The 16,942-nt window shown below is 70.9% G+C and carries 12 protein-coding genes and 1 pseudogene; 4 read left to right on the top strand and 9 right to left on the bottom strand.

Annotated elements, in window-relative coordinates; all coding sequences use genetic code 11:
* Positions 1 to 25 precede the first annotated feature (25 nt).
* Positions 26 to 1,828, top strand: a complete 1,803-nt coding sequence (locus ACJ9NR_RS37405) for a helix-turn-helix domain-containing protein (protein WP_412492755.1) — start codon at positions 26 to 28, stop codon at positions 1,826 to 1,828.
* Between the two features lie 26 nt (positions 1,829 to 1,854).
* Here the strand turns inward: ACJ9NR_RS37405 and ACJ9NR_RS37400 are convergent, their stop codons facing one another.
* The 4 genes and pseudogenes from ACJ9NR_RS37400 to ACJ9NR_RS37385 form a co-directional block, all read right to left on the bottom strand.
* Entirely contained in the window at positions 1,855 to 3,498 is a 1,644-nt protein-coding gene (locus tag ACJ9NR_RS37400; RefSeq protein WP_412492754.1) for a long-chain fatty acid--CoA ligase, read from the bottom strand.
* A 490-nt stretch (positions 3,499 to 3,988) separates the two neighbouring features.
* Positions 3,989 to 4,738 (bottom strand): family 4 glycosyl hydrolase, encoded by a 750-nt coding sequence (locus tag ACJ9NR_RS37395; RefSeq protein WP_412492753.1) that lies wholly within the window; start codon positions 4,736 to 4,738, stop codon positions 3,989 to 3,991.
* Positions 4,739 to 4,908: 170 nt separating this feature from the next.
* A pseudogene (locus ACJ9NR_RS37390) lies at positions 4,909 to 5,091 on the bottom strand (hypothetical protein); the annotation flags it as partial.
* 99 nt (positions 5,092 to 5,190) lie between these two features.
* Positions 5,191 to 5,703, bottom strand: a complete 513-nt coding sequence (locus ACJ9NR_RS37385; protein WP_412492752.1) for a nitroreductase/quinone reductase family protein — start codon at positions 5,701 to 5,703, stop codon at positions 5,191 to 5,193.
* Between the two features lie 339 nt (positions 5,704 to 6,042).
* Here ACJ9NR_RS37385 and ACJ9NR_RS37380 point away from each other — a divergent pair, with 339 nt between their 5' ends.
* Positions 6,043 to 6,711, top strand: a complete 669-nt coding sequence (locus tag ACJ9NR_RS37380; protein ID WP_412492751.1) for a SigE family RNA polymerase sigma factor — start codon at positions 6,043 to 6,045, stop codon at positions 6,709 to 6,711.
* A complete protein-coding gene (locus ACJ9NR_RS37375; RefSeq protein WP_412492750.1) occupies positions 6,704 to 7,402 on the top strand; it encodes a hypothetical protein in 699 nt (232 codons plus the stop codon). The genes ACJ9NR_RS37380 and ACJ9NR_RS37375 overlap by 8 nt, the downstream gene beginning before the upstream one ends.
* Positions 7,403 to 7,542: 140 nt before the next feature.
* Here the strand turns inward: ACJ9NR_RS37375 and ACJ9NR_RS37370 are convergent, their stop codons facing one another.
* Together ACJ9NR_RS37370 and ACJ9NR_RS37365 are read right to left on the bottom strand one after the other, a co-directional pair.
* Positions 7,543 to 8,565 (bottom strand): LacI family DNA-binding transcriptional regulator, encoded by a 1,023-nt coding sequence (locus ACJ9NR_RS37370; RefSeq protein WP_412492749.1) that lies wholly within the window; start codon positions 8,563 to 8,565, stop codon positions 7,543 to 7,545.
* A gap of 460 nt (positions 8,566 to 9,025) precedes the next feature.
* Positions 9,026 to 10,165 carry a glycoside hydrolase family 12 protein gene (locus ACJ9NR_RS37365; protein ID WP_412492748.1) on the bottom strand — a complete coding sequence of 380 codons (1,140 nt, stop codon included), beginning with the start codon at positions 10,163 to 10,165 and terminating at the stop codon, positions 9,026 to 9,028.
* Between the two features lie 1,001 nt (positions 10,166 to 11,166).
* Between ACJ9NR_RS37365 and ACJ9NR_RS37360 the strand changes: the two genes are divergently transcribed.
* Positions 11,167 to 12,915 (top strand): glycoside hydrolase family 6 protein, encoded by a 1,749-nt coding sequence (locus ACJ9NR_RS37360; protein WP_412492747.1) that lies wholly within the window; start codon positions 11,167 to 11,169, stop codon positions 12,913 to 12,915.
* A 155-nt stretch (positions 12,916 to 13,070) separates the two neighbouring features.
* Here ACJ9NR_RS37360 and ACJ9NR_RS37355 read toward each other — a convergent pair whose 3' ends face one another.
* Genes ACJ9NR_RS37355 through ACJ9NR_RS37345 form a run of 3 tightly spaced genes read right to left on the bottom strand, consistent with a single transcriptional unit; the run spans position 13,071 to position 16,896 of the window.
* Positions 13,071 to 15,083, bottom strand: coding sequence for a beta-galactosidase (locus ACJ9NR_RS37355; RefSeq protein ID WP_412492746.1), 2,013 nt, complete (start codon positions 15,081 to 15,083; stop codon positions 13,071 to 13,073).
* Positions 15,080 to 15,934, bottom strand: a complete 855-nt coding sequence (locus tag ACJ9NR_RS37350; RefSeq protein WP_412492745.1) for a carbohydrate ABC transporter permease — start codon at positions 15,932 to 15,934, stop codon at positions 15,080 to 15,082. The genes ACJ9NR_RS37355 and ACJ9NR_RS37350 overlap by 4 nt, the downstream gene beginning before the upstream one ends.
* Positions 15,931 to 16,896 (bottom strand): carbohydrate ABC transporter permease, encoded by a 966-nt coding sequence (locus ACJ9NR_RS37345; protein WP_412492744.1) that lies wholly within the window; start codon positions 16,894 to 16,896, stop codon positions 15,931 to 15,933. The genes ACJ9NR_RS37350 and ACJ9NR_RS37345 overlap by 4 nt, the downstream gene beginning before the upstream one ends.
* Between the last annotated feature and the right edge of the window lie 46 nt (positions 16,897 to 16,942).

The raw sequence follows: 16,942 nt of genomic DNA, 5'->3' as shown, positions 1-16,942 counted from the left end.
CACCCGATGCGAAGGGGACGGCACTGTGGTCGGTGGCCCCGGTGGCGAGGCGGAACCGTACTCGCTGGTGCGCCGGCAGCGTGAACTGGCGTCGTTGTACGCGACCGCGAAGTCGCTCACCGCGCTGGGGGAACTCGACGACGTGCTGCAGTCGATCGTCCACCACGCGCACGACCTCATCAGCACGGACTTCACCTACCTCTCGCTGGTCGGCCCGGACGGCAGGCTGTCGGCCAGGGCCTCGGAGGGGACGATCTCCGCCTCGTTCCTCGCGGCCTGCATACCGGCCGATGTGGGACTCGGCGGCAAAGTGCTGGCTTCCCGCAGCCCGCACTGGGTGCCCGACTACGTCACCACGACCCTCATCGACCACGATCCGGCCTTCGACCGCCTGGTCGCCGCCGAAGGACTCGTCGCGCTCCTCGGTGTGCCCCTGGTGATACGAGGTCAGGCCGTGGGCGCCCTGTTCGCCGCGGACCGTTCCGAGCGGTCCTTCCAGGCCGACGAGATCGCGCTGCTGAGCGCGTTCGCCGATCACGCCGCGGTCGCCCTGGACAACGCGCGTCTGTACGAGGCGAGCCGGACCGCCCTGCGGGAGCTGCGGATCGCCTACCGGAAGATCGAGGACCACGTGGCCGTCATGGAGCGGGCGCAGGCTGTCCACGAAGCCCTGACCGGGGCGGTACTGGGGGGTGGGACGCCCGGCGACGTCGCCCAGCTCCTGGCCGATCAGCTGGGCGGGAGTGTGACACTCCTCGACAGGGCCGGTGCCGTCCTCGTCCGCCGGGACTCGGCGTCGAGTCCGTGCCGCGCCCCGTCGGAGACCGACCTCGCCGACGCCGTCCGGAAGGCACACCGTTCGGGCCGCTGCGCCAGCTCGGTCGACTCCGCCGGTTCCGCCCACAGCGTGGCCTCCATCCAGGCGGGCGACAGCTGCCTCGGCGCACTCGCGTGGAGCCGGGAGGAGGCCGACGGCCACGGCGTGCCGGACGACACCGACCTCAGGACCCTGGAGCGGGCCACCCACATCGTGGGGCTGCTCATCCTCAAGGAGCGGGCCGTCGCCGAGGCCAGCGAACGACTGAGCGGCGAGCTCCTGACCGAGCTCATGGTCGGCAGCCCTGGGATCAGCCCCGCCCAGCGGGCCCGCACCCAGGCCCGCAACATCGACGCCGACCGCCTGGACCTGGTCCTGGTCGCGGACTCCCCCGCGCTGTCGTCGACCGATCTCTCGCGCCACCTGCACGACATCGCCCAAGACCGCTGCGGGCTGGCCGGCGAACACCTGGGCAGGGCCACGATGATCCTGCCCAGTGCCGACGACGACCGGACCGTCGAGGAGGTCCACCGCCACCTGCGTCGCACGCTGGGCGGGCCCGTCGTCGTCATCGCGGAACGGGTGGTGCACCACGACTGGGCCCGCGCCTACTCCCTGGCCAGCCGCTGCGGCGCCGTGACGCGGGCGATCGGACACACCGACCTCGGCGCCACGACGGGTCGATACGCCCTCTACGCCATGGTGTTCGACACCGAACGGGCCCACGAACTCGACCGTTTCGTCTCCGGCTCCATCGGCCCGCTCCTGGACTACGACCGGCGACGGGGCACCGATCTCGTGGCGACCCTCAGTGCCTATTACGACCACCACACCAACGTGGCGGCGACCGCCCGGGCGTTGTTCGTGCACGTCAACACACTGCTCAAGCGACTGGACCGGGCCGGCAGCGTCCTCGGCCTCGACTGGCGCCGGGAGAACGACCTGGAACTGCGGCTCGGACTGCGGCTGCACCAGCTCGGAGCGATCGCGACGGCCCCGCCGCCGTCCTGACCGCGGCCGGGCCGTCCGGTCGCGGCTCAGCCGATGCCCGCCGCGTCCCGCAGGGCGCTCTTCGACAGCTTGCCGGTGCCCGTCCTGGGCAGTGCGGCCATGAAGACGATCTCGTCGGGCAGCCACCACTTGGCGACCATCGGCGTGATGTGCCGCAGCAGCGCTTCGGCCGTGTGGGCAGTGCCCTCGCGCAGCACGACGTAGGCGACGGGACGCTCCGTCCACCGCGGGTCCGGGCGGGCGATCACGGCTACTTCGGCGACATCGGGGTGCGAGGCGAGGGCGGCCTCGAGCTCCACGGAGGAGATCCACTCGCCACCGGACTTGATCAGGTCCTTGATCCGGTCCACCAGGCGCAGGTAGCCGTCGGTGTCGATGGTGGCCAGATCGCCGGTACGCAGCCAGCCGTCGTCGGTGAAGCCGCCGTCCCCGTCCACCCGGAAGTAGCCGCTCGCCACCCAGGGCCCCGACACCTGCAGTTCGCCGACGGCGTGGCCGTCGCGGGGCAGCTCCCGGCCCGTGTCGACATCGACGATCCGCACGTTCACCAGGGGCAGCGGCTGGCCCTGCGCGGCGCGCACCGCCACCCGCTCCTGCTCGGTCGCCGCTCGGTGCTGGGTGCGCGTGCCGCCGATGGCCCCGACGGGGCTGACCTCCGTCATGCCCCAGGAATGGGTGATGGGTACGCCGAGCGCCGCGCGGTAGGTCTCGGACAGCGCCGGCGGGACGGCGGAGCCGCCGCCGAGCAGGAACCGCGTGGCGCTCAGGTCGTGCGCCCTCAACCCGGGGACCAGGCTGGTCCACACCGTGGGGACCGCACCGGCGACGGTGACCCGCTCGGCCTCCATCAGGCGCAGCAGATGTGCCGGATCGGCGGAATCGCCGGGAAGGACCAGGGCGGCGCCCGCCATCATCGCGCCGTAGGGCAGGCCCCAGGCGTTGGCGTGGAAGAAGGGCACGATCGGCATGACGACGTCGCTCTCGCTGAGGCCGATGAGGCCGGCCGCCAGCGTCCCGAGGCAGTGCAGGACGGTCGAACGGTGGCTGTAGAGCACGCCCTTGGGCCGACCGGTCGTGCCGGAGGTGTAGCACAGTCCGGAGGCCAGGTTCTCGTCCGCGAGCGTGAAGGCGTCCTCGAACGAGCCCGCGAACGGATCGGCGCGGGAGAGGAGTTGGTCGTAGTGCAGGATGCGGGGGTCCGCCGGGACCGCCGTGTCGCTGCCGTCGGGCAGGACCACCCAGTGCCGTACGCGCGGCATCCGGCCGGCGCTCGGCCAGATCCGCGGGAGCAGCCGGCGGTCGACGAAGACGACGTCGTCCTCGGCGTGGTCGACGATGTACTCGAGGTGCTCCGGCGAGAGCCGGATGTTGATGGTGTGCAGGACCCGTTTGGTGGCCGGTACCGCGAGGTAGAGCTCGAGGTGGCGTCGGTTGTTGGCGGCGAACGTGGCGACACGGGCACCGGCCGGGACGCCGAGGGCGTCCAGCACGGTGGCCAGACGCCGGGCATGACGGGCCACGTCGGCGAAGGTGAGCCGGTCGGCGCCGGCTGTCACGACCTGCTTGTGCGCGTACAGCCGCTCGGCCCGCTCCAGGATGTGCGCGATGGTCAGCGGCCTGGGCTGCATCAGGCCGTCCATGACGCCGACGGCCCCGGCCGCCCTCAGCACCGGGCGTCACCCGTGACGGTGAGGGGCCGGCCGCCCCCGTTCACGGGGACGGCGGCACCGATGCGCCAAGCGGCTGCGGTGACGAGCGCGGCGCGGCACTGATCAGGCATGAGTCTTCCCGGCCTTCCTCGTTGGTGGATCGCACCATTCATGGGGTCCGGGCGCCCGGGGGGCCTCGAGCTCCGGACACCCAGGATTCCGGACTCACGGCCCAGAGCTCAGCGCTCAGCTCTCAGCTCTCAGCGCTCCGGGTGCGACCGGACCCGGGGCCACGTACCGCACGTCACCCTAGGGTCGGTTCCGGCTCCGGGAGAGGTGCGAAGCACCCACTCATCCACCCGCTTCGGCGGCGATTCCGCACACTCGTCAGCCCTCGGCGCCGTCCACGGGACGGCTACGGGACACCTGGGGGACGGCTTACGGAACCCCTACGGGACAGCTACGGACGCAGAGCCCCGAAGCACCCGCCGGCCGGCCGCCGGGTGCTCACTCAGCCGAAGACGGCCGCCACTTCGGGGATGCGGGCGACATAGCCGTCGAGCAGCTTGCGGCCCACGGTCACCGAGTCGACCAGCGGGTGCAGCGAGAACGCCTGGACGGCGGCGGCGCGCGAGCCGGTGGTGGCCGCGGCGACGGTGAGCCGTTCGACCGCCTTGACCTGCTGCATCAGGCCCGCCTGGTGCAGGTCGGGCTGGGTGATGGTCAGCGGGTGCACCCCGTTGGCGTCGACGGTGACCGGCACCTCGACGACCGCGTCCGCAGGGAGCGCGTAGACGGTCGTGCCGTTGCGCACGTTGAGGATCATCGTCGCGCGCTCGTTGCGGCTGATGGCGGCCATCACCGCGAGCGCGACCCCCGCGTAACCCTGGTGCGCCGGATCGGGCCGGAAGTCCTCCTCGGCCTCGGCCTCGCCCTGCACGGCGCCCTTGGCCTCGGCCATGTAGTTGGCGCTGCGGCTCGCGACCGTCTCCCGCCACAGCTGCACCGCGGAGCCCTCGGCGGCCGCCGTCACCCGCCGGTAGAACTCCTGCTGCTGCCGGGCCAGGAACTCGCCGCGGGTCTGCGGGGCGTCGAGGATGGAGCGTACGGCGTCGCGGTTGAAGTAGTAGTAGTACAACTCGTTGGGGATCACCCCGAGGTCGCGCAGCCACTGGGTGCCGAAGACGACGCCCTCCTCCAGGCCGCGCAGCCGCTCCTCGTCCGCGAGCAGGCGCGGGAGCACGTCCTCCCCGTCGTGCACGACCCGGCGCATCCAGCCCCGTGCTCGATGTGCTCTTCGCCGGACAGGTCTTCTGCGACCTGGTCTTCGGCGGTATCCCCCACCTGCCCGCGCCCGGTGGGGGGGTCTACGCCGACCGCTTCGCCGTCGCGGCCGGCGGGACCGCCACCCGCGCGGTCGCCGCCGCATGCCTTGGCGGCAGGGGCCTTCACCACATCCGGATCGGCGAAGTACTCGGCCTTCTCCGATCCGATCACCATCCGCACGGTCTTCGTTGCCGTGCCCTTGTCCTCCTTGTACCGGCCTGCGAGGACACCGGCCACCACGCCGCCGATCAACAGCACCGGAAGGACGATCCCTGCAATACGTTCCACGCCGTGGAGAGTGCTCCCGGATTTCAACATTCCCCACCGTGGGTCGTGAACGGCGGGTGCCACGCCGGTCCCGGATCGACACGCGATCCGCGGCGCTCTTCACGGACCGTCGAGCGGCCGGCTCTCCTGTGCCGGGCCGGGCGCGTCGGCTCTGGGCTCCAGGACCACCACCGCTGTTTCGGTCGGTCGGCGCGCCGCGTAGGCGTCCAGGTTCCTGTCGATCTCACGCCACCGGTTCCACAGTCGCAACCGTTCGTCACCGGTGGCGGCGTGAGCGTGCACAGGCCGCCGTCCGTCGACCAGATCGACGGTCGCGTCAGGGAGGGTCCTCAGGTTGAGCCACCAGGAGGGCTCGCCCTCCCCCCACCCGTTCATCGCGAGTGAGACCAGATTCGGACCGTCCTCGAAATACCCGATGATGACGCTGCGCGGCCGACCCGTGCGGCGCCCGGTCGTGGTCAACCGCAGGGCACCCCAGCCGTTGGCACGGGGCCGCCACAGGGCGGCCCTGCCTCCGAGGACCCGGTACCCGGCCCGGTGCGCCGACCAGACCAGACGAATGAACCAGCGCGGCGGGAGCAACGGTGACTTCGCGCGTTGCTCGACCGGCATGGCGACCTCCCACAACAGCCCCGGTTGGCTCCGGCCCCGCACGCGACGCTAACCGCCGTCGTCGGCGGCCGGTAGAGCCGAACGGCCCGGTCGGTGAGGCCCGGCTCGCCGGCATCCCCGGCGGTCAGGGCCGGAGGGAAGCGACGCGGGGCGAGGTGTCGCAGGCAGGGGCGGCTGACGAGCACCTGCACCCGCGTGAAACGGTGACGGCATGCCCGGTTCGGTGCGTGGCGCCGAATCGGTTCGGACTTCGGTGCAACCCGTGCCTGGGGTCGGGCGTGATCAGCTGATGAGAGGGCGCCGGAGAAGCCCTCGAACGAGAGAACCGAAGGGGGGACTGTGCGCGACCCAGACGACTTCGACGCCTTCTACACCGGCAGCGTGCGACGGTTGACGGGCCAGATGTACGCGATGACCGGCAGCCGCAGCGAAGCGGAGGACCTCGTCCAGGAGGCCTTCGCCCGCGCCTGGCAGAACTGGGGAAAGGTCTCCTGCTACGACGACCCCGAGGCGTGGGTGCGCACCGTCGCCCACCGCCTGCGGGTGAGCGTGTGGCGCAAGGCGGTCAACCGGCTCGCCGCCCACCGGCGCCGCGGCCCGGACGACGACGTCCCCGGCATCGGCGTCGACTACGTGGCCATCGTGGCCGCACTGCGCCGCATCCCCGCCCCGCAGCGCCGGGCGATCGTCCTGCACCATCTGGTCGGCCTCACCGTCGACGAGATCGCGCAGGAGACGGGCGCCCGGCCGGGAACCGTCAAGGCCTGGCTCTCACGCGGACGCCGGGCCATGGCTCCGTTCCTGACGGAGACGGCCGGGGACGCCGGACGCCCCGGGACCACCGCGAGACCCGGGGCGTCCGGCACCGCGAAGCCCGGGACGCCCGGTGCGGTGGCCCCCGGGGCCCCCGCCGACCCGGACACCACCGCACCGGTGCCAGGCCGGCACACCGCCGCCCGCAGCAGCGCGTTCGGCTCCACCGACCAGGAGGTGCCCCACCGTGACTGAGGACTTCGAAACCCGATTCAAGACCGGCGACGCCGAGTTCGGGGCGCGGATCACGCCGCCCCCCGCTCAGACCGTCCGGGCCCGCGGCGACCGGCTGCTGCGCCGCCGCCGGATCGCCACCACCATGGCGGCCGTGGCCGTCGTGGCAGCGGTCGCAGGCGGCGCGCTCTCCGTCGTCGGCCCCTCCCGCGGCACCGCCCCTCCTGCGTCGGCCACGACAAGCGGCACGACGGCGGACCCGGCGCCGGCGCCCAGCCCGACCCGCGGCGTGACCGGAGCCCCGCCGACCGCGGCGACCAGCACACACCCGGGCACCACGCACTCGGCCACCACGGCCGCCTCCTGCCGCTCCCTCGTGGTACCGCAGTCCGTGAAGGACGCCGTCACACAGGCCTACCGCCGCTCGCAGCAGGGTCTGACACACATCGCCCCGGTCAAGGGCACCTTCTACTACGGCTCGTGCGGCGACACCGCGTACGCGGCCACCCGGTTCGACCCCACCGCCGGGGCCACGCTGCCCGAACAGGTCCAACTGCAGGACGAGGGCGGCCAGGAGAAGTACTTCACCAAGACCGCGAAGGGCCAGTGGACCTACGTCGCCACCGACGGCTTCCCACGCGACCCTCGCGGCTGCGCCGCCATCCCGCAGATCCCCTCCGACCTGGCCCGCGCCTGGGCCGACTGCAAGTAGGCCCCCGCGGCCGGTGGGTCCTGCACGAGGCCGACGGGCTCGGCGGTGCGCGGCTCCATCGCCACGTGGGCAGGCCGTCGGCGCCCGCTCCGGCGGCCGGTTCGCGGACGACCGTCGTCAAGGGCGGACGCCGACGGTCCTCAGGACGACTCGCGGACGACCAGTTCCGTACGGAGGATGACATGGCGCCAGGCCACCGACGGCTCCTCCATCTCCTCGAGCAGCAGTCTGATCATGGCCCGCCCCATCTCCGCGACCGGCTGACGCACGGTGGTCAGGCGCGGCTCGATGCGCTGGGCCAACGGGAAGTCGTCGAATCCGATCACCGCGACCTCCTCCGGCACCCGCCGCCCCGCCGCACGCAACGCCTGCAGCGCCCCCGCCGCCGAGGTGTCCGACGCGGCGAGGACACCGTCGATCTCCGGATGCCGTTCGAGGAGCTCCGCCATGGCGCGGCGCCCGCCCTCCTCCGTGAAGTCGCTCTCCGCGATCCAGGACCGCGCGCCCTTCACACCGGCCGACTCCAGGGCGTCCTGGTAGCCGCGCAGCCGGCACTGCGCGACGTACATGTCCAGCGGCCCCGTGATCGTGGCGATCACTCCGCGGCCCTGTTCCAGCAAGTGGGAGACGGCGCTTCGGGCGCCACCCAGGTTGTCCGCGTCGACGTAGCTGACGCACTCGTCGCCCGACCGGCGCCCCAGCATCACGGTCGGCAACCGCGCCTCGGCGAGCATGTCCGGCAGCCGATCGCCCCCGTGCACGGACATCAGCAGGACCCCGTCGACCCGGCCGCCGCGCGCGTACTCCAGGAAGCGCTGCCGTTCGGTCTCCGAGCGGACCAGGGTCAGCATCAGCTGCATCCCGGTGTCCGCCAGCGCATCGCCGAGCGAGCGGACGATCTCCGAGAAGAACGGCTCCGCGAACTGCCGCCAGTCCGGCTCCGTCAGGACGAGTGCCACCGCGTCGGCCCGCCGCCCGGCCAGGGACCGGGCCGCCAGATTGGGCACGTAGCCCAGTTCCTCGATGGCGCGCTGCACCGCCCGGCGAGTCGCCTCCTTCACACCGGCCGCGTTGTTGATGACCCGGGAGACAGTGCCCCGCCCCACCCCGGCACGGGCGGCCACCTCTTCCAGCGTCGGCGCTCCAGGGCGTCGCCTGGCCATGACCACCTCTCCCCACCCGCGAGATCACCGATCTTACGGGCATGAGGAACGGGGCACACGGCATCCGCACGTGATCGACTGTGCTCGGCGCGAAGGATGTCTCGATGAGGCGCGTCAACCGGACCGGCGGCCGTCGCCGGTCGGCGGTCGGCGGTCAGCCATCGGTCGGCGGTCGGCGGTCAGCGGTCAGCGGTCAGCGGTCAGCCATCGGTCGGCGGTCGTCGGCGCCTCTTGGAAGCCCGCCCGGCCCTGAAGAAGGCCGTCACACCGGCCGGCGACGGGAGAAGCCGCACCCACCCGGCCGGACTCGGAAGCCGGGCGGACGGGTGGGTGCGGCTTCTCCCAACGGACACGCACTCGGGTCCGGCGTGGGCGGACGCGCACTCGGGGCCGGCGCATGGTTCGACGCAGGCCGGCGGCAGGCGTACGGCCCTGCCTCAGGCCTCCCCTGCCGGCACCGTCACGCGACAGTGCAGGACGTTCCGTTCAGGGTGAAGCCGGTCGGTGCGGCGAAGGCGCCGTCGTACGTGCCCTGGAACCCGAAGGAGACCTGGCCACCGGGTGCGATGGACGCGTTGTACGCCATCCCGCCGGCCGTCACCGCTCCCGACGAGGGAGAGACGTCGGCGCTCCAGGAACTCGTGATCCTCTGCCCGGCGGGCAGGGTGAACGCGAGTTTCCAGCCGTCGACGGGGGACGCACCGGTGTTGGTCACGGTGACGTCGGCCGTGAAGCCGCCCTGCCAGACATTCGTGCCGTAATGCGTCCTGCACGCAGCCGAGCCGCCCGTGCCCCCACCGGGACCGCCGGGGGTGCTGCCACCGACGTCGACGGTGGAGGAGAACGACGTCACCGCCAGTCCCGCGCCGTTCTGCCAGGGCTCGAAGCCGGCCTGCACACTCGTCAGGTACCAGTCGTCCTGGGCCAGTTGACGGGAGACGGCCTGGCGGACGAAGTCCATCACGTCGAAGTTCCAGCTGCCGATCGCCGACGGGGCGACGAAGGACAGCACGTCGTTGGAGCCGTTGTTGCCGGACCACACCTGCCACGGACGCCCGGCGACGGTGGCGCTGCCGGTCTGCGAGCCCACCGGCTGCACGCCCCCCACGTGGTTGAACCAGATCATGATCTCGGTGCGGTTCACTCCGTCGGTGCGGGGTGTCGGGTCCAGCCAGATGTCGTACGCGGCGTCGTAGACCGCACCGCTCACGTAGCTGTAGGAGATGCCGGTCGGCGCGCTCGAGATCGAACTGAGCCTGGCGGGGAGGTTGGTGCCGGGTGAGCAGTTGGTGTAGTGGCAGCCGTTGTAGACGGACGGGTACGACTTCGGGGCGCCGTTCGTCGGGACCGAGCCGTCGGCCTGGGCGATCCTGAAACCCGAGCCGGTTGCCGTGACGCACTGCGTGGCGCTGGTGCCCCACCGGTTGTTCTGGACGACGTAGCGGCCCTGGATCGTGGTCGTGCCGAACTGCTCACAGATCGTCGTGTCGGCGTGCGAGGCCGGCGCGGCGGCGAGAAGCGCCGCCAGCGTGACGAGTGACGTGAGCAGGGTGCCGAGCAGAGCGTGGGCTCTGCCGCCCCTGTGCTTCAACTGTTGCATACGGATCCTCCGTGGGGGATGTGCGCGGACCACTGAGAGCGCCGATTGTCTGGGAGCGCTCCCGAACGGATGCGCGGCAATCATGCTCCTGACACATGCCGGGCGGCCCCCTGATCACTGAGGACCGCCCGGCGGGGTGACCCCGTCTCCCTGCGACGGAGTCGTGCACGCGGAACTCCGGCGGGGGATGAGAAGCTCCGCGTAACGGACCCAAGGGCAGAACGATGTCCGCCTGGACCCGAGTCGCAGTCGCCGGTCCTGCGGTGACGCCGCAGTCGCCGGTCCTGCGGTGACGCCGCAGTCGCCGGTCCTGCGGTGACGCCGCGCCCGAAGCCCGCCGTCTAAGCGGGCGTCGAGCCGGTGCCGGGCGTCGTGAGCGGGGGTGCCAGGGCCGCCGCGACAGCGGTCCACAACCGCCGTAGGGCTCTGTGCTTACGTCCGGGATCCATGGTGCTGGTCCTCCTTGCGAAGTGCGGCTCGGTGGGGGTCAAGGCTTGAACCAGTGGGAGCGCTCCCATAGTGGAGACGGGGGCGCATCCCGTCAAGGCGTTGAGAAGTTGAATCCTTTTGACGTGAACCTGCGGACGAAAGTTCAGCAACGACCCTGGGAAAGCAGCCCGGTTGGCGCTAGCTTCGTTTGCACCAGTGGGAGCGGTTCCATCAGACGACGCGGCCGTCACGGCGCGCCAAGCTGTAAGGAGTCGCTCATGCGACACCCCCGCCTTCGGCGGCGTCCGAGCCCATCGGCATGCCCGCGCTGCATCTGCAGGCACCGGGCGCCGGGCTCGTCGACGCCGGCGGTCAGAGCCACCGGCTGCTCGGCGTGCACCGCTCCGGCGTACTCCACCGACCCGGGTCAGCGGCCGACGTGCGAGCCCACCGACCCGGCCGGCGATCCCGCCGCCGCGCGGCACGTCTGCAACTCCCGCTCCTGCTCGAGTGAGAGCTGCTGGAGCGCTCTCGACCAGTAACCCCACACCACACGAAGGAACCCCACACTGATGAGTCGTACCAGAATGTCTCTTCTCGCCGCCCTGGCGGTCCTCGCCGGTACCTCGGGGACGGCGCTCCTCACAGCACCGGCCGGTGCCGCCACCGCCTCGGTCCCCTGCACCGTGGACTACACGGTGCAGAATCAGTGGGACACCGGCTTCACCACAGCCGTCACGGTCACCAACAACGGCACGGCGAAGTCGGCCTGGTCGCTGAAGTGGTCCTACGCCGGGAACCAGCAGATCACCAACGGCTGGAACGCGAAGATCACTCAGAGCGGCGCCGACGTCACGGCGACCAACGAGGGCTACAACGGCTCCCTGGCCAACGGCGGTTCGGTCAGCTTCGGCTTCAACGGCACCTACAGCGGCAGCAACGCCGTGCCCGCCACCTTCACCCTCGACGGCGTCACCTGCAACGTCGACGACGGCGGCGGCACGGGCGGCGGGACCGGTGGCGACACAGGCGGTGGGACCGGTGGCGGCACAGGCGGCGGCACTGGCAACCGGGCCGACAACCCCTACGTCGGTGCCAAGGTGTACGTGAACCCGGAATGGTCGGCCAAGGCCGCCGCCGAACCGGGCGGCAGCCGCATCTCCAACCAGCCCACCGCCGTCTGGCTCGACCGGATCGCCGCGATCAACGGCGCCAACGGCGGCATGGGCCTGCGCGCACACCTCGACGAAGCGCTCAAGCAGAAGGGCTCCGGCGACCTGGTCGTCCAGCTGGTCATCTACGATCTGCCGGGCCGCGACTGCGCCGCCCTCGCCTCCAACGGCGAACTCGGGCCCGACGACATCGACAAGTACGAGTCCCAGTACATCGACCCGATCGTCTCGATCGTCTCCGACCCGAAGTACGCGGGCCTGCGGATCGCCACCGTCATCGAGCCCGACTCCCTGCCCAACCTGGTCACCAACGCCGGCGGCACCAACACCACCACCGACGCCTGCGTGACCATGAAGAGCAACGGCAACTACGAGAAGGGCGTCTCCTACGCCCTGGACAAGCTCGGTGCCGTCCCCAACGTCTACAACTACATCGACGCCGGCCACCACGGCTGGCTCGGCTGGGACTCCAACCTCGGCCCCGCCGTCCAGGAGTTCGCCAAGGTGGCCACCAGCAACGGCGCAAGCGTCGACGACGTCGCCGGATTCATCGTCAACACCGCCAACTACAGCCCCGTCAAGGAGCCGTACTTCAAGGTCACCGACACCGTCAACGGGCAGACGGTGCGGCAGTCGAAGTGGGTGGACTGGAACCAGTACGTGGACGAGCAGTCCTTCGCCCAGGCGATGCGCGACAAGCTCGTCGCGGCCGGGTTCAACTCCGGCATCGGCATGCTGATCGACACCTCCCGCGACGGCTGGGGCGGCTCCGCCCGGCCCACCGGCCCGGGACCGCTGACCTCCGTCGACGACTACGTCGACGGCAGCCGCATCGACCGGCGCATCCACGCCGGCAACTGGTGCAACCAGAGCGGCGCCGGACTCGGTGAGCGGCCCACCGCGGCCCCTGCCGCCGGGATCGACGCCTATGTGTGGGTCAAGCCCCCGGGTGAGTCCGACGGCTCCAGCTCCGCCGTCTCCAACGACGAGGGCAAGGGCTTCGACCGGATGTGCGACCCCACCTACGGCGGTAACGCCCGCAACGGCAACAACCCCACCGGTGCGCTGGCGAACGCCCCGCTGGCCGGGCACTGGTTCTCCGCCCAGTTCCAGCAGCTGATGCAGAACGCCTACCCGCCTCTGCCGTAACCGCCTGAAACACGGTGAGCGCCCGCCGGGGCCGGTCCACCGGGTCGGCCCCGGCGGAGAAGTCCGAGGCCGACCCGGTGGACCACGTGTGCGCCCGGCGACCGCGCCCCCGGCAGACGGGACCACCACCATGTGACCGATCCGGTGCAGGTGGTTCAGCCCGGGGTGCCTGACCTCACGACCCGCACCTCTCCGGCGGGTATGCGCAACTCCCCGCTGACCGGTTGGTCCGTGAGCATCTCGCGGCCCCGCGCCGCGACGATCACGTCGCCGTCCGTGTGGTTGACGAAGAAGGTGAAGGCCTCTTCGTCGTTGTGGCGCACGAGCACCTCGACCCCTCTGGGCAGGTTCGCCGAGTCGGTGGGGGGCACCAAGGAACGGGCCATGGCGAGCAGCGCGTCTGCGTCGAGTCCGGCCGAGACGTAGACCGCACGGCCCCCGGCCTCGAGCGCACGTGACGTGATCGCCGGATGGCCGCCGAGGTGCCCGCCGCTGTAGCGGGCGATCACGTCGGCGTCGCGCACGCGGACGAGTTCGGTCCACTCCGTGCCGGACCATCCGTTGTCGAGGGTGAACGTCTCCCCCTCCTGCAGCGGCCGGAACTCCTCGCACCAGGCGCCCAGGAGCTCACGGAAGGCGCCGGGATACCCGCCGGGCCTCACCTGGTCGTGCTCGTCCACGATCCCCGAGAGGAAGCCGACCACGACCGTGCCGCCCGCCTCGGCGAAAGCACTCACCCGGGCCGCGGTGTCGTCGTCGGTCAGGAAGAGACCGGGCACCACGAGGACCTCGTACCCGGTGAAATCGGACCACGGCGAGAGGACCTCGATACTCTCGTTCAGCAGCCAGAACGCGTGGTGCCAGTCCCGGACGACGCGTCCGTAGGCGAGGTGGTTGTTCGGCTTGACCCCCTTCGTCATCGCCCAGCCCGCCTCGTCGTCGAAGAGGATCCCGACGCGGGCCTGGGGAGTGCGTGAGCCCATGACCGGTCCGAGGCGCTGCAGGTACCGGCCCAGCCTGCACACGTCGCGGTAGAGGTCGGTGTCCTCGCCCGCGTGCGGAACCATCGCCGAGTGGAACTGCTCCGCGCCGGCCCGCGACGCGCGCCACTGGAAGAACAGGATGCCGTCGGAGCCGTGACCCACATGGCTCAGGCTGTTGCGGATCATCTCCCCCGGCGCCTTGGCGCGGTTGCGCGGCTGCCAGCTGACGGCGCTGGTCGAGTGCTCCATGAGCATCCACGGACGGCGCCGCGTCGTCATCGCTCGCATGCGGTCGCCGGAGAAGGCGACGTCCTGCTCGGGGAGCGGGTCGGGCGAGCGCGTGTAGTGGTCGTTCGCGACGACGTCCATGTGGCGTGCCCACCGCGGGTAGTCGACGATGTCGGGTTCGGCACCCACCATGAAGTTCGTCGTCACGGGGAGGCCGGGCGTGACGCTCTTGAGCACGTCTCGCTCCGCGAGGTAGTGCGCCAGGAGCTCGTCCGAGGAGAAGCGGTCGAAGTCGAGGACGAGGGACGGATTCTTCGCGTCGTTGCCGCGGGGCGGCAGGATCTGCGCGAAGTCGCGGTAGGTGTGGCCCCAGAAGGCGGTTCCCCAGGCCTTGTTCAGCGCGCCGAGAGTTCCGTACTTGCGTCGAAGCCAGTCGCGGAACGCGGCCGCCGACGTGTCGCAGTAGCAGCGGCCGTTGCCGCCGCCCAACTCGTTGCTGACGTGCCACATGACGACGTGCTGACGGTGACCGTATCGGTCGGCGAGAGCCCGGGCCATGCGGAGCGCGTACGTGCGGAAGACCGGGCTGCTCGGGCACCAGCCGAGGCGGGCGCCGGGCCAGTGCGGCTGCATGTCATGGTCGACGGGGCGGATCTCGGGGTGTGCCGCCAGCAGCCAGCCCGGCGGCGCGGCCGTCGGTGTGGCGAGGTCGACGGCGATGCCGTTGTCCGCCAGGAGATCGACGATCTCGTCCATCCACTCCCAGTCGTACTCTCCGTCCGCGACTTCGATGAGGCCCCAGGAGAAGATGCCGAGCGAGACGATGTTGACCCCCGCCTGCGTCATCAGGCGGACGTCTTCCTTCCATACGTCCCTGTCCCACTGCTCGGGGTTGTAGTCGGCGCCATAGCTCAGCCCGCGTGTGGGCCAGGCGTTGTCGACGTGGGACCAAGTCATCCTTTGACTCCTCCGGCGATGAGGTCGAGGCGCCAGAACCGCTGCAGGAACAGCACCAGGGCGATGAGGGGGACGATCGCGAGCGCGGCGCCGACGATGGCGAGCGTGTACAGCGACGGCGAGCCGGAGCCGCGCTCGAGCAGGGAGTTCAGCCCGACCGTGAGAGGGAAGGTCCGGGTGTTTGAGAGCATGATGTACGGCAGCAGGAAGTTGTTCCAGATGCCGACGAACTGCAGCAGGAACACCGTCACCATCCCCGGGCCCATCAGGGGGAGCACGACGCTGCGGAAGATCCGCCACTCGCCGGCGCCGTCGATCCGGGCGGCTTCGAGCATCTGCGCCGGGATGGCGCTCGAGGCGTACACCCGGCAGAGATAGATGCCGAACGGGCTGAGGATGCTCGGGAGCAGCACCGACCACTGGGTGCCGGCCAGATGCAGGTCGGACAGCAGCAGGTACTGCGGCACCGCGAGGGTGATGCCGGGGATCAGCAGCCCCGCCAGGATGGCGGCGAAGAAGATCCGGCCGCCCCGGAAGTCGAACTTCGCCAGCGCGTAGCCCGCGGAGGCCGACACGAGCGTCGACAGGAGGCCGCCCACACCCGCGTACAGCAGCGAGTTCAACGCCCACAGTCCGTAGGCGCCACCGTCATAGGAGAACAGGTCGCCGAGATTGCCGAGCAGACCGGATCCGGGGGCGAAGGTGAAGGAGCCGAACAGTTCGCCCGGGGCTTTGCTGGCGGCGACGAACACCCAGGCCACGGGGAGGAGGCAGTAGAGCGCGCCCGCCACCATGATGAGCGTGGGAACGATTTTGGTTCGTTCGCGCGACCTCTGGTCGATCGTGCTCATCGCATGCCCCGCCTCGTCGACATGCGGACCAGTGCCAATACCGCGATCGACACCAGCGCGGTACCGACGGCGAGGACGATCGACGCCGCCGCCGCGTCATGGAGATCGTCGAGCGCGAACGCGTCCTGGTAGATGGACATGAGCGGAACCCACGTGTTGGAGATGGTGTTCGTCAGGGGTTTGAGCATCAGCGGCTCGCCGTAGAGCTGGAGGGTGCCCAGCAGTGCGAAGATCGCGGTCAGCAGCAGCGCGGGCCCGACCAGCGGCACTTTGACGCGGAGGGCGATCTGGATCTCGTTGGCCCCGTCCAGGCGGGCCGCCTCGATCAGCTCGTGAGGGATGCTGCGCAACGCCGTGTAGATCACGAGCATGTTGAATCCGGTCCCGCCCCAGATGGAGATGTTGGCGAGCGAACCGTAGATCCCGCTCGGTCCGAGGAAGGGGATGTCCCCCCAGCCGAGGGACCGAGTGACGTGCGAAAAGGGGCTGGTCCCCGCCAGATACATGAACCCCCACATCAGGGCGGCCACGACGCCGGGCACGGCGTAGGGAACGAAGATCGCCGTGCGCCCGAAACGCCGCAGCTTCACCCCCGGCGCGTCCAGCAGCAGAGCGAAGAGCAGCGCGAGCCCCAGGGTCAGGGGCACGGCGATGATCCCGTAGAGCGCCAGATGTCCGAGCCCCGCGGTCAGTTGGGAGTCGTGGAAGACCGAGACGTAGTTGTCGAACCAGACGAACACCGTGGAACGGGTGCCGAGGGCGCCGCCGCCGGTCCGCCGCTGGGCGTAGAAGCTGGACCCGAGTGCGTACACCACGGGGATCACCGTGAACACGGTGTACAGCACCATGGCTGGTGCGCTGAACAGGTACGGCGCGATGCTGCGACGGCGGCGACGAGTCGGCGGCGGGGCGGCCGCCGTTACTGACCGGGTGCCCTTGTCGGCAACGGCTGTGTTGGTCATGCGGATGCCCTCTCTGACAATCTGCGCTTTCCTTCAGTCCGCCGCT

It is taken from the genome of Streptomyces sediminimaris, assembly GCF_047049295.1.
Classification (GTDB): domain Bacteria; phylum Actinomycetota; class Actinomycetes; order Streptomycetales; family Streptomycetaceae; genus Streptomyces; species Streptomyces sediminimaris.
The sequence above is the reverse complement of the archived record's forward strand: the minus strand, read 5'-3'. Positions and strand labels throughout refer to the sequence as shown.

Excerpts from the sequence above, each read along its gene's own strand:
- ACJ9NR_RS37385 (WP_412492752.1), bottom strand. The coding sequence starts at position 5,703 with ATGCCGGTCGAGCAACGCGCGAAGTCACCGTTGCTCCCGCCGCGCTGG.
- ACJ9NR_RS37370 (WP_412492749.1), bottom strand. The coding sequence starts at position 8,565 with ATGGCCAGGCGACGCCCTGGAGCGCCGACGCTGGAAGAGGTGGCCGCC.
- ACJ9NR_RS37365 (WP_412492748.1), bottom strand. The coding sequence starts at position 10,165 with ATGCAACAGTTGAAGCACAGGGGCGGCAGAGCCCACGCTCTGCTCGGC.
- ACJ9NR_RS37360 (WP_412492747.1), top strand. The coding sequence starts at position 11,167 with ATGAGTCGTACCAGAATGTCTCTTCTCGCCGCCCTGGCGGTCCTCGCC.
- ACJ9NR_RS37355 (WP_412492746.1), bottom strand. The coding sequence starts at position 15,083 with ATGACTTGGTCCCACGTCGACAACGCCTGGCCCACACGCGGGCTGAGC.
- ACJ9NR_RS37350 (WP_412492745.1), bottom strand. The coding sequence starts at position 15,934 with ATGAGCACGATCGACCAGAGGTCGCGCGAACGAACCAAAATCGTTCCC.
- ACJ9NR_RS37345 (WP_412492744.1), bottom strand. The coding sequence starts at position 16,896 with ATGACCAACACAGCCGTTGCCGACAAGGGCACCCGGTCAGTAACGGCG.